The following is a 12088-nucleotide window of genomic DNA, read 5'->3' as shown; positions in this document are numbered from 1 at the left end:
TTTCAGGCAGCTTGGTCGGTACGGGTGAGCGCGGCGATGCCGGGCAGCGTCCGGCCCTCGATCCATTCGAGGAAGGCGCCGCCGGCCGACGAGACATAGGTGAAATCGCCCGCGACCCCGGCGTGGTTGAGCGCGGCCACGGTATCGCCGCCGCCGGCGACCGAGACGGCCGCGCCCGCGGCGGTGCGCCGCGCGGCGTACCGGGCCAGTTCCACCGTCGCGCGGTCGAACGGCCGGATCTCGAAGGCGCCCAGCGGACCATTCCACAGGATCGTGCGGGCGCGGCCCAGCACGGCCTTGAAATCCTCGACCGCGCCGGGACCGGCATCCAGGATCAACCTGTCGGCCGGGCAGGCGTCGGCGCCCACCGTTTCCGCGGCAGCGCCGGGCGCGAACTCGGCCGCGCAAACGACCTCGCGCGGCAGGTACAGGGTGCAGCCCGACTCGTCGGCCAGCGCACGGATCTCGGCGACGGTGTCCAGCTGGTCGGGCTCGTGCAGCGACCGGCCCATCGGCGCGCCGGCGGCATGCAGGAAGGTGTTGGCCATGCCCCCACCCACGATCACGCCGTCAAGCTTGGTCACGAGGTTCTTCAGCACGGCGATCTTGGTGGAGACCTTCGCGCCGCCGACGATGGCAACGGCGGGGCCGTGCGGTGCCTCCAGCGCCTCGGTGAGCGCCGCGATTTCCTCCATCATCAGCGGGCCGGCGACGGCGGGCATCAGCCGCGCGATGCCCTCTGTGCTGGCGTGCGCGCGGTGAGCGCAGGAAAAGGCGTCGTTGACGAAGATGTCGCCCAGCTGCGCGAAGGCATGCGCGAGCGTGGGGTCGTTTTCCTCCTCGCCGGTGTTGAAGCGCACGTTCTCGCACAGCAGGGCCTCGCCGTCGGCCAGGCCCTCGGCGTGGATCCGGGTGGCGCGGTCGGCGGACACGTCCGAGAAGCGCACCGGCACGCCCAGCGCCTCGGCCAGCAGGGGGCGCAGCTTGTCGACGGACAGCTCGGGGTTCATGTCGCCCATGGGCCGGCCGAAATGCGTCAGGATCACCAGGCGCGCACCCCGCGCCAGCAACGGGCGCATGCCCGCTGCGAACCGCGAGATCCGCGTGGCGTCGGTGACGCGCTTGCCCTCGGTGGGCACGTTGAGATCGGCCCGCACGACAAGGCGCTTGCCGCGCACGTCGAAATCCGTGATCGAGGGGATGTTTTGCATCTCACAGCCCTCCCATGTGCACGGCATTGTCGGCCATGCGGCAGGAAAAGCCCCACTCGTTGTCGTACCACGCCATGACGCGGACGAGCCTGCGGCCCATGACCTTTGTCTGGTCGGCGGCGAAGTTGCACGAATGGGTGTCGTGATTGTAATCGACGCTGACCTTCGGTTCGGTCTCGTGGCTGACGATGCCGCGCATCGATCCCTCGGCGGCCTCGGCCATGATCGCGTTGATATCCTCGGCGGTGACGTCGCGGGCGGCGGCAAAGGTCAGATCCACGGCCGACACATTGGGCGTGGGCACCCGGATGGCCGACCCGTCAAGCCTGCCCGCGAGTTCGGGAAGCACCTCGCCGATGGCCCTGGCCGCGCCGGTGGAGGTCGGGATCAGGCTCTGCGCCGCGGCGCGCGCGCGGTAGAGATCGGCATGGCGCCGGTCCAGAGTCGGCTGATCGCCGGTGTAGGAATGCACCGTGGTCATCAGCCCCGCCTCGATGCCCACGGCGTCGTTCAGTGTCTTGGCCAGCGGCGCAAGGCAGTTGGTGGTGCACGATCCGTTGGAGACGACACGCTCCTGCGGCTGCAGCGCGCGGTGGTTCACCCCGAAGACGACCGTCCGGTCGACACCCGCCGCCGGCGCCGAGATGAGCACCTTGCGCGCGCCACGGTCGAGGTGCACCGCGCTGGCCTCGCGCGAGTTGAAGGCGCCCGAACACTCCAGAACGACGTCCACGCCACCCCAGTCGAGTTGCGCGGGATCGCGGGTGGACTGGACGCGCATCGGCCCGTGGCCCACGTCCATCGTGTCGCCGTCGATCCGGATCTCGCCGGGGAACCGGCCGTGGACGCTGTCGTATTTCAGTAGGTGCGCATTTGTCTCGATCGGGCCGGTCGCGTTGATCGCGACCACCTGGACGTCGTTGCGCGCGCTTTCGGCGATGTGCCCCAGCGTGCAGCGGCCGATCCGGCCGAAACCGTTGATGGCGACGCGTACTGTCATGTCGATCCGTCTCCTCAGTTCAGCTCAGCAGGCCGCGCGCGGCATCGGCCACGGCCTCGGCGGTGATCCCGAAGTGGGTGTAAAGCTGCGGACCGGGCGCCGAGGCACCGAACCCGTCCATGCCGACGAAGGCACCGTCGCAGCCCAGCAGATCGCCCCAGCCCTGGCGCACGGCCGCCTCCACGCCCACGCGCGGCGCGCTGCCTAGAACGGCGGCGCGGTCAACGGCAGGCCGGGCCGCGAAACGCTCGAAACAAGGGGCGGAAACAACCGCCACCCTGCAGCCCTCGGCCGCCAGCAAGTCGGCGGCCGCGCATGCGATCTCCACCTCCGAGCCGGTGGCGATCAGGGTCACGTCGCGCGCGCCATCGGGTTCGCGCAGGACGTAAGCGCCCTTCGCCACGAGGTTTTCCGCGGTGTGCTCGGTGCGCAGCGTGGGCACCGCCTGCCGCGACAGGCACAGGACCGACGGGGTCGCGCCACTTGTCATCGCCAGTTCCCAGGCTTCGGCTGTTTCCACCGCGTCGGCGGGGCGGAACACGTCGAGGTTGGGCATCGCGCGCAGCGAGGCGATGTGCTCCACCGGCTGGTGGGTCGGGCCGTCCTCGCCCAGGCCGATGCTGTCGTGCGTCATGACATAGGCCACCGGCTGGCCCATCAGCGCCGACAGCCGCATCGCCGGGCGGCAGTAGTCGGCGAAGGCCAGGAAGGTGCCGCCGTAGGGCCGGAAGCCGCCGTGCAGCGCGATCCCGTTCATCGCCGCGGCCATGCCGTGTTCGCGCACGCCGTAGTGGATGTAGTCGCCCGCGTGGTCGCCCGGCGCCACCGGCACCATCGCCTTGGTCCGCGTGTTGTTCGACCCCGTCAGGTCGGCGCTGCCGCCCAGGGTGTTGGGCAGCGTGGCATTGAGCACCTCGAGCGCCATTTCGCTGGCCTTGCGCGTGGCGACCCTGGGCGCCTCGGCCGAAAGCCCTTGCTTGTGGGCCGCGATGGCGGCACCGAGCGCGGCGGCGTCGGGCGCGGCCTGCGCGGCATCGAAATCGGCCCGGCCGCTGCTTGCGGCATGGCGCTTTTGCCAGTCCGCGTGCGCGGCGGCCCCGCGCGCCGCGACGGCGGCCCAGGCGTCATGGACCTCCTGCGGGATCTCGAAGGGGCCATGCGGCCACCCCAGCGCATGGCGGGCCGCCGCGATCTCCTCGGCGCCCAGGGGCGCGCCGTGGGTGGCGGCGGTGCCCTGCTTGGTGGGCGCGCCGAAACCGATGGTGGTGCGGCAGGCGATGAGCGAGGGGCGCCCCGCGGCGCGGGCGGCCCCGATCGCGGCCGCCACGGCATCCTTGTCGTGGCCGTCGACGCGCAGGGTGTGCCAGCCGCTCGCGGCGAAGCGCGCGCACTGGTCGGTCGATGTGGACAGGTCCGTCGACCCGTCGATGGTGATCGCGTTGTCGTCCCACAGGACGATCAACCGGCCCAGCTTCTGGTGGCCGGCGAAATCGATGGCCTCGTGACTTATGCCTTCCATCAGGCAGCCGTCGCCGGCGATGACATAGGTGAAGTGATCCACCAGATCGTCGCCGAAGCGGGCGTTGGCCATGCGCTCGGCCAACGCCATGCCGGCCGCGGTGGAAATGCCCTGCCCCAGCGGCCCGGTGGTGGTCTCGATCCCGTCGGCGTGGCCGAACTCGGGGTGGCCCGCCGTGCGGGCGCCCAGCTGGCGGAAGCTGCGCAGCTGGTCGAGCCCCATGTCGGCGTATCCCAGAAGGTGATGGATGGCGTAGACCAGCATCGATCCGTGCCCGGCCGACATCACGAAACGGTCTCGGTCGGGCCAGCGCGGCGCGGCCGGATCGACCTGAATGAACCGGTTGAAAAGCACCGTGGCCACGTCGGCCATGCCCATCGGCGCGCCGGGGTGGCCCGATTGCGCGGCCTCCACGGCATCCATCGCAAGTGCCCGGATGGCGTTGGCCATCAGATCCTCGGCCTCGGTGGAAATCGCGGTCTGCTTGTTCATGGGGTTCTCCTCCTCAGGCGCGCCTGGCCTCGCGCACGAGGCGTTCGATCATCGGGGTGAAGATCAGCTGCATCGCCAGGTCGAGCTTGCCGCCCGGGATGACGATCGAGTTCGCGCGGCTCATCCAGCTGCCGTGGATCATCGAGGTGAGATAGGAAAAGTCGATGCCGCGCGGGTTCTTGAAGCGGATCACGACGATGCTTTCGTCCGCCGTCGGGATCCAGCGCGCGATGAACGGGTTCGAGGTGTCCACCACCGGCACGCGCTGGAAGTTGATGTCGGTGTGCGAGAATTGCGGGCAGATGCAATGCACGTAGGCGTGCATGCGCCGCAGGATCGTGTCGGTCACCGCCTCGGTGGAATAGCCGCGGCTGGCCTTGTCGCGGTGGATCTTCTGGATCCATTCGAGGTTGATCACCGGCACCACGCCGATCTTCAGGTCGGCCAGCCGGGCGAGGTCGACCTCGTCGTTGGCCACCGCGCCGTGCAGGCCTTCATAGAAAAGCAGGTCGCTGCCGCTTTCGAACGCCTCCCACTCGGTGAAATGGCCCGGGGCCACGCCGTAGCGTTCGGCCTCCTCGGCATCATGGACGTAATGGCGCGTGCGGCCCTCTCCGGTCTCGCCGTACTCGCGGAACACGCGCTCCAGCTCGCCCAGTTCGTTGGCTTCGTAGGAAAAGTGGCTGAAGGTGTGGTCGCCGGCGTCGTAGCGGCGCTGAAGCTCGGCCTTCATGTCGGCGCGGTTGTAGCGGTGGAACGCGTCGCCCTCGATCGAGACCGCGTTCACGCCTTCGCGCCGAAAGATCTGGTCGAAGGTGGATTTCACCGTGCTCGTGCCCGCGCCCGAGGACCCGGTGACCGAGATGATGGGGTGTTTCTTGCTCATCGTCCTGTTCTCCTCCCTGGTGCGGTCGCGGCTCAGGCGCGGAACAGCCCGCGCTTGCCGAAAAGTGCCGAGACCTCGTGCTCGGGCAGGTCGTGATAGGCGGCGACGCGCTGCACCTTGTCGGCCGATCCGAAGACAAGCGGCGTGCGTGCATGCAGCGACGTGGCGGCCTTCCCCATGATCGCGTCGCAGGCGTCGGTGGCCTGCCCGCCGGCCTGCTCGACGACGAAGGCGATGGGCGCGCATTCGTAGACCATGCGCAGCCGCCCGTCGGCGTAGCCGTCGCGCCCGTCGGCCGGGTAGAGAAAGATGCCGCCGCGGGTGACGATGCGGTGTGCCTCGGCGACCAGGGAGGCGACCCAGCGCATGTTGAAATTCTTGTCGCGCGGCCCCTCTTCCCCGGCGAGGCAATCGTCGATGTAGGCGCGGATGGGCCTTGACCAGTGACGGTAATTGGAGGCGTTGATCGCGAACTCCGAAGCCGTCTGCGGGATGCGAACGGCGTCGTCCACGAGCACGAAGCGGCCTGCCTCCGGGTCGAGCTGGAACAGCAGGGTGCCGTCACCGAAGGTCACCACCAGGCAGCAGCGCGGCCCGTAGATGAAATACCCTGCCGCCACCTGCTCGGACGCCGGCCGCAGGAAGCTCGCCTCGGCCGCCTCGGCGGCCTCGAAGACCGAAAAGATCGTTCCGACGGAAACGTTCACGTCGATGTTGGACGACCCGTCGAGCGGGTCGATCGCCAGGGCATAGCGACCCAGCGGGTCAACGGCGACCGGCGCTTCCTGCTCCTCGGAGGCATACCACCGCACGCCCGTGCCGCCGAGGGCGTCCATGAACCGCTCGTCGGCAAGCACATCCAGCGCCTTCTGCGCATCACCGTCGGCGTTCTGACCCACCGCGTCGCCCAGGGCCGCGCCGAGCTGGCCACGGGCGATCGTCGCCGCGATGTCGCCGGCCACCCGTCCCAGCGCGTTCATCAAGGGCTGCAACGTGGCGGGAACCTGGCGGCTCTGGAGCGGGTTTTTCTGCATCTGCATGGTTTCTGATCCGATTGCCGGGCTGGGTGCGCAACAATCTTGCTATTCCAGAAAATGAATACTAAAAGAATTTAATAATCGGGATTTTGGAGTAAGGAAAATTTAATGCCGCGGATCGAAGCCCTGACTTTGAAGCAATTGCGGGCCCTCAGGGCGGTGGCCGACCAAGGGTCGATCACGGGTGCGGCAGAAAGCCTCGGGCTGACGCCGCCGGCGGTACACACGCAGTTGCGGTCGCTGGAGACGGCGCTGAACGCCACGGTGCTGGACAGGTCGGACAGCCGCGGGCCGGTTCCCACGCCGGAAGGCCGCGCGGTCCTCGATGCCGAAAGGACCGTTCGCGTCACGCTCACCCGCTGCGCCGACCAGATCACCGCCCTGAGGTCGGGGCAGTCGGGCGTCGTCGTCCTCGGCGTGGTCAGCACCGGCAAGTATTTCGCCCCAGGGCTGGTCGCCCGCCTGCACAGTGCCTTTCCGAAGATCGAGATCGTTCTCAAGGTGGGCAACCGCGACGCGACGATCGCCGCGCTGCAGGACCGGTCGATCGAACTTGCGATCATGGGCCGGACACCGCGCAGCCCCGCCGTGGTGTCGGACCCGGTGGGCCCGCACCCCCACGTCCTGATCGCCGCGCCGGGGCACCCGCTGGCCGGCGCGCGCGGCATCGCCGCCGCCCGGCTGCTGGACGAAACCTTCATCGCGCGCGAGCCGGGCTCGGGCACCCGCATCCTGATGACCCGGTACCTGGACCGGCTGGGCGAAGGCCAGCCCTACCGACTGATCGAGATGAACTCGAACGAGACCATAAAGCAGGCGGTCATGGCGAACCTGGGCATCGCGATGATCTCGCAGCACACGGTCACCGAGGAGTTGCGCAGCGGCCGGCTGGTCACGCTCGACGCGCCGGGGCTGCCGATCATGCGGCAGTGGTACCTGCTGCATCGGCGCGACCTGGACATGACCCCGACCCTGAAAACGGTGTGGTCCTACATCTCGGATCTCCAGGGCAGCTTCCTTCCCGGCGCACCGGACCCCGCGCCGTAACGCAATTGATCGGCGCACGGCGCTGTGCCAACGTCGCCCGGACGCGACACAGGGGGAGGCACATGCAGGGAAAAATGATGCACAGGCCGCTCAGGATCATCGACATCCTGGCCTTCGCGGCGGAGGTTCACGCCGACGCCGGGATCGTCTCGGCACGGACCGAAGGCGATGTTCACCGCGCCACCTACCCCCAGATCATGGCCCGCACCGCGCAGCTGGCCAATGCACTGCACGGGCTGGGCGTGGGCACGGGGGACCGCGTGGCGACGCTGGCGTGGAACGGCCACCGGCACTTCGAGCTCTACTTCGGTGTCGCCGGCATCGGCGCGGTCTGTCATACCATCAACCCGCGCCTGCCGGCCGAACAGATCCTTTACATCATCGACCACGCCGACGACCGCCTGCTGTTCGTCGACCTGACCTTCGTGCCGCTGGTCGAGGGTCTGCGCGACCAGTTGCCCGCCGACCTGAGGCTGGTCATCATGACCGACCGCGCCCACATGCCCGACACGCCGCTGGACGCGCTGTGCTACGAGGAGCTTCTGGCCGACCAGCCGGCCGGGATCGACTGGCCCGAGGTGCCCGAAGATACGGCGGCGGGGCTGTGCTATACGTCCGGCACCACCGGCCACCCGAAGGGCGCGCTTTACACGCATCGCTCCACGGTGCTGCACGCGCTGACCGTGCCCTTGTCGCAGACCACCAGCTTCCGCGCGGGGCGGCGGATCATGCCGGTGGTGCCGATGTTCCACGTCAACGCGTGGGGGTTACCCTACAACGCGCCGCTGACCGGGATGACCCTCGTCATGCCGGGGCCGAACCTCGACGGCCCCGGCCTGTTTTCGTTGATGGATGCCGAAAGGGTCTATTCCGGCTGGGGCGTGCCCACCGTCTGGGCCGGGCTGCTGTCCGAGATCGAGGCGCAGGGCCGCGTGCCCGAGGGCTTTGCCGACCTCGTGGTCGGCGGGTCGGCCGCGCCGCGCGCGATGATCGAGGCCTACGAGGCGCGCGGCGTCACCGTCAGCCAGGCCTGGGGCATGACGGAAATGAGCCCCATCGGCACCCATGGCGTGCTGCCCCCCCGCATGCAGGACGCGCCCGAGCAGACGCGCATCGACATGAAATGCAACGCCGGGCGGCGCCTGTTCGGCGTGGACTTCAAGATCGTCGACGACGACGGCCGTCGCCAGCCGCATGACGGGCAGACCACGGGAGAGCTTTACGTACGCGGCAACACGGTGATCTCGGAATACTTCGAGAACCCCGGCGCCACGCGCGCCGCGATGGACGGCGAAGGCTGGTTCGGCACGGGCGACGTGGCGTCCGTCGATCCCCACGGGCTGCTGACGATCCGCGACCGCGCCAAGGACCTCGTGAAATCGGGTGGTGAGTGGATCAGCTCCATCGACCTGGAAAACGCGGCCACCTCGCACCCGGCGATCCACGCCTGCGCGGTGATCGCGATCCCGCACCCCAAGTGGGACGAACGCCCCGTCCTCGTCGCCGTGCCCGCGGGCGAGGACCGCCCGGCGCTTGAGGATCTGCACGCCCACATGGCCCCGCATTTCGCCAAGTGGCAGATGCCCGACGACGTGATCTACGTCGACGACCTGCCGCTGACGGCCACCGGCAAGATCTCCAAGCTCACACTGCGTGAACGGTTCGCCGATTACGTCCTGCCCGAACTGCGCGAGGCCACGTGATGGCACAGTCCGCAGACCTCGATCTGGACGCGCTGGACAGATGGCTGACGGCGCATCTACCCGGCTTCGCCGGCCCGGTCAAGGCGCGCAAGATCCCCGGCGGGCAATCCAACCCGACGTTCTGGCTGGATACGCCGGGCAAGGCCTACGTCCTGCGCCGCAAGCCCCCGGGCACCCTTCTGAAATCCGCCCATGCCGTGGACCGCGAGTTCCGCGTGCAGCGCGCCCTGGCCGGCACCGAGGTGCCCGTGGCGCGCATGCACGTGCTGTGCGAGGACGATTCCGTCATCGGGTCGGCGTTCTACGTCATGGACGCGGTCACCGGGCGCACCTTCGACGACCCGCGCCTGCCCGAGGTGCCCCGGGACCAACGCGGCGCGGTGATCGACGAGATGAACCGCGTGCTCGCCGCCATCCACGAGGTCGACCTCGAGGCGACGGGACTGGGTGATTTCGGCCCGCGCGGGAACTATTTCCAGCGCCAGCTGGACCGGTGGACGAAGCAGTATCACGCCACGCGGACCGAGGATCTGCCGGAGATGACCGCGCTGATCGACTGGCTTGGCGCCGCGATGCCCGAGGATGACGGCCAGCGCGGGTTGGTCCACGGCGATTTCCGCATCGACAACCTGCTGTTCGCCCCCGACAGCGCAGCCTGCCGCGCCGTGCTGGACTGGGAACTGTCGACCATCGGCCACCCCTATGCCGACCTTGCCGGCGTCATCATGCAATGGTCGATGCCCGCCGGCGCGGACGGCCGCGGGCTGGCCGGCGTGGACCGCGCGGCGGAAGGCCTGTGGAGCGACGCGGCGTTCATCGACAGTTACTGCACGCGGCGGGGGCTGGACGGCATACCGGATTTCGGCTTCTACCTCGCCTTTGCGCATTTCCGCATGGCGGCAATCCTGCAGGGGGTGAAGAAACGCGCCCTCGACGGCAACGCGTCGGACCCCGAGCGCGGCCTGCGGCTGGGCGCGCATGTACCCGATTTCGCGCGCGGCGGTCTCGCCGCGGCGGAGCGCGAATCATGACCGCCCGCGATGATCCCCGCGACGGCGAGGACATCTACCCGCTGCAAGCCCACCTCGGCTTCGAGCTGACGGACTGGGCGCCCGATTTCGCGCGGGTGGAGCTGCCCCTGCGGCCGGTCCTGATGAACCGGCAGGGGCTGCCGCACGGCGGCGTGCATGCCACGCTGCTGGACAGCGCGATGGGCTACGCCGGCTGCTACACGGGCGACCCCGACCGCCGGCAGATGGCACTGACGCTGTCTTTGACCGTCAACTACCTGGGCCAGGCCGGCGGCACGCGGCTGATCGCGGAAGGCCGGCGAACGGGCGGCGGGCGCAAGACCTACTTCGCCGAAGGGTCGGTGCGCGACGACGACGGCGCGCTCGTGGCCACGGCGACGGGGGTGTTCCGCTACCGCGGCTGAGGCTCAGGCGATGATCTCGAACCGGGTGACGTCCACCAGCCCGCGGTCGGTGATCTTGAGGCTGGGGATCACCGGAAGCGCGAGGAACGCCAGCTGCAGGAACGGCTCGTCCAGCGTCACGCCAAGGCTGCTGGCGGCGGCGTGCAGCTCCTTCAGCGCGTCGCGCACCACCTCGAAGGGCTCGGGGCTCATCAGCCCGGCCACGGGCAGCGCGAGTTCGGCGAGCACGGCACCGTCACGCACCACGGCAAAGCCGCCCTCGATCTCGCCCAGCCGGTTGGCGGCGACCGCCATGTCGGCGTAATCGGCGCCCACCACGGCGATGTTGTGATGATCGTGACAGACGGTGGATGCAATGGCCCCGGCCCGCAGCCCGAAGCCCCTGACGAACCCGGTGGCGATGTTGCCGTTGCGGCCGTGGCGTTCGATCACCGCGATGCGGACCAGGTCGCGCGCGGGATCGGGGCGCTTGTCGCCATCCTGCACGGCGATCCGTTCATGCAGGTGATCGGTCAGGATCTGCCCCTCTCGGATCCCGATCACGTCGGTTTCCGCCTTGTTCGACGTGCTGCGGAAATCCTTGGCCGCAACGCGTGGCGCCTTGACCGAGCCGCGCCCCACCGGCGCGACGGGATCCCTGGCGGCGAAGGCCGCGTCGTCGGCCAGGACGCCGTTGCAGAACACCATCCCGGCGCGGCAGTCCTCAAGGCTGTCCAGTACCACGATGTCGGCGCGCCGCCCGGCCGCGATCAACCCGCGATCCTTGAGACCGAACGCCTCGGCCGCCGACAGGGTGGCCGCGCGGTAGGCCGCCAGCGGCGGCGCGCCCAGCGCGATCGCGGTGCGGATCATGTGGTCGAGGTGCCCCTGCTCGGCGATGTCGAGCGGGTTGCGGTCATCGGTGCACATTGCGAGGTAGGGCGAATTCCGCTCGGTCAGCAACGGCGCCAGCGCGTGCAGGTCCTTCGACACCGACCCCTCGCGGATCAGGATGCGCAGCCCCTTGCGCAGTTTCTCCTGCGCTTCGTCGGCGGTGGTCGCCTCGTGCTCGGTGGCAATGCCCGCGGCGATGTAGGCGTTCAGGTCGCGCCCCGACAACAGCGGCGCGTGCCCGTCGATGTGCCCGCCGGCGAACTCCATCAGCTTGGCCATGCAGCCCGGGTCGCGGTGGATCACGCCGGGATAGTTCATGAATTCCGCCAGCCCGATGCCCGAGGGATGCCCGCGCAGCGCCGCCAGATCGGCGGCCTCGATCCGCGCACCGGCGGTTTCCATTTCGGTCGATGGCACGCAGGACGACAGCTGCACCCGGATATCCATCAGGGTGTGTTCGCTTGCGCGCTGGAAGTAGCGGATGCCGTCGGCCCCCACCACGTTCGCGATTTCGTGGGGGTCGCAGATCGCCGTGGTCACACCACGGGGCGCGACGCAGCGGTCGAACTCCTGCGGGGTGACGAGCGAGCTTTCGATGTGCAGGTGCGTGTCGATGAACCCGGGCACGAGGATACGGCCCGCAACGTCGATCACCGTTCGTCCATCATAGGTTTCGCCGATACCGGCGATGCGCCCGCCGGCCCCGATGGCCACGTCGCCCGCGATCATCTCGCCGGTGACCGGGCTGAACACCTCACCGCCGCGCAAGACGGTCTCGGCCGGGACCTCGCCCCGCCCCTGCGCGATCAGGGTTTCCAGTTGATCCTGCGACAGTGTCATCGGCCGCCTCCCGTTTGCCCGCATTGAAAGTCTAGGCATGCGGCG

10 protein-coding genes are annotated in these 12088 nt (G+C 69.2%); 4 read left to right on the top strand and 6 right to left on the bottom strand.

Annotated elements, in window-relative coordinates:
- Positions 1 to 2: 2 nt before the first annotated feature.
- Genes CEF10_RS05875 through CEF10_RS05855 form a run of 5 tightly spaced genes read right to left on the bottom strand, consistent with a single transcriptional unit; the run spans position 3 to position 6142 of the window.
- Positions 3 to 1211 (bottom strand): phosphoglycerate kinase, encoded by a 1209-nt coding sequence (locus tag CEF10_RS05875; protein WP_101067200.1) that lies wholly within the window; start codon positions 1209 to 1211, stop codon positions 3 to 5.
- 1 nt (position 1212) lies between these two features.
- A complete protein-coding gene (gene gap / locus CEF10_RS05870) occupies positions 1213 to 2211 on the bottom strand; it encodes a type I glyceraldehyde-3-phosphate dehydrogenase (protein WP_101067199.1) in 999 nt (332 codons plus the stop codon).
- 19 nt (positions 2212 to 2230) lie between these two features.
- Positions 2231 to 4222, bottom strand: coding sequence for a transketolase (gene tkt / locus CEF10_RS05865; RefSeq protein ID WP_101067198.1), 1992 nt, complete (start codon positions 4220 to 4222; stop codon positions 2231 to 2233).
- A gap of 13 nt (positions 4223 to 4235) precedes the next feature.
- The gene (locus CEF10_RS05860; RefSeq protein WP_101067197.1) at positions 4236 to 5108 is read right to left on the bottom strand and encodes a phosphoribulokinase; all 873 of its coding nucleotides are present in this window, start codon (positions 5106 to 5108) and stop codon (positions 4236 to 4238) included.
- A 32-nt stretch (positions 5109 to 5140) separates the two neighbouring features.
- Positions 5141 to 6142 carry a class 1 fructose-bisphosphatase gene (locus CEF10_RS05855; protein WP_408638429.1) on the bottom strand — a complete coding sequence of 334 codons (1002 nt, stop codon included), beginning with the start codon at positions 6140 to 6142 and terminating at the stop codon, positions 5141 to 5143.
- A 111-nt stretch (positions 6143 to 6253) separates the two neighbouring features.
- On the opposite strand from CEF10_RS05855, the gene cbbR reads away from it, so the two are divergent.
- The 4 genes from cbbR (at position 6254) to CEF10_RS05835 (ending at position 10330) form a co-directional block, all read left to right on the top strand.
- The gene (gene cbbR, locus CEF10_RS05850; RefSeq protein ID WP_101067195.1) at positions 6254 to 7192 is read left to right on the top strand and encodes a LysR family regulator CbbR; all 939 of its coding nucleotides are present in this window, start codon (positions 6254 to 6256) and stop codon (positions 7190 to 7192) included.
- 62 nt (positions 7193 to 7254) lie between these two features.
- Positions 7255 to 8895 carry a long-chain fatty acid--CoA ligase gene (locus tag CEF10_RS05845; RefSeq protein WP_101067194.1) on the top strand — a complete coding sequence of 547 codons (1641 nt, stop codon included), beginning with the start codon at positions 7255 to 7257 and terminating at the stop codon, positions 8893 to 8895.
- The gene (locus CEF10_RS05840; RefSeq protein WP_101067193.1) at positions 8895 to 9926 is read left to right on the top strand and encodes a phosphotransferase family protein; all 1032 of its coding nucleotides are present in this window, start codon (positions 8895 to 8897) and stop codon (positions 9924 to 9926) included. Before CEF10_RS05845 ends, CEF10_RS05840 begins: the two co-directional genes overlap by 1 nt.
- Positions 9923 to 10330 carry a PaaI family thioesterase gene (locus CEF10_RS05835; protein WP_101067192.1) on the top strand — a complete coding sequence of 136 codons (408 nt, stop codon included), beginning with the start codon at positions 9923 to 9925 and terminating at the stop codon, positions 10328 to 10330. The genes CEF10_RS05840 and CEF10_RS05835 overlap by 4 nt, the downstream gene beginning before the upstream one ends.
- Before the next feature lie 3 nt (positions 10331 to 10333).
- On the opposite strand, the gene ade is transcribed toward CEF10_RS05835, so the two are convergent.
- Positions 10334 to 12043: an adenine deaminase gene (gene ade, locus CEF10_RS05830; protein WP_101067191.1), complete on the bottom strand. Its 1710-nt coding sequence runs from the start codon at positions 12041 to 12043 to the stop codon at positions 10334 to 10336.
- Between the last annotated feature and the right edge of the window lie 45 nt (positions 12044 to 12088).

Origin of the sequence: Roseovarius salinarum, assembly GCF_002834145.1 — a bacterium.
In the GTDB taxonomy this organism is placed as follows: domain Bacteria; phylum Pseudomonadota; class Alphaproteobacteria; order Rhodobacterales; family Rhodobacteraceae; genus Roseovarius; species Roseovarius salinarum.
The sequence above is the reverse complement of the archived record's forward strand: the minus strand, read 5'-3'. Positions and strand labels throughout refer to the sequence as shown.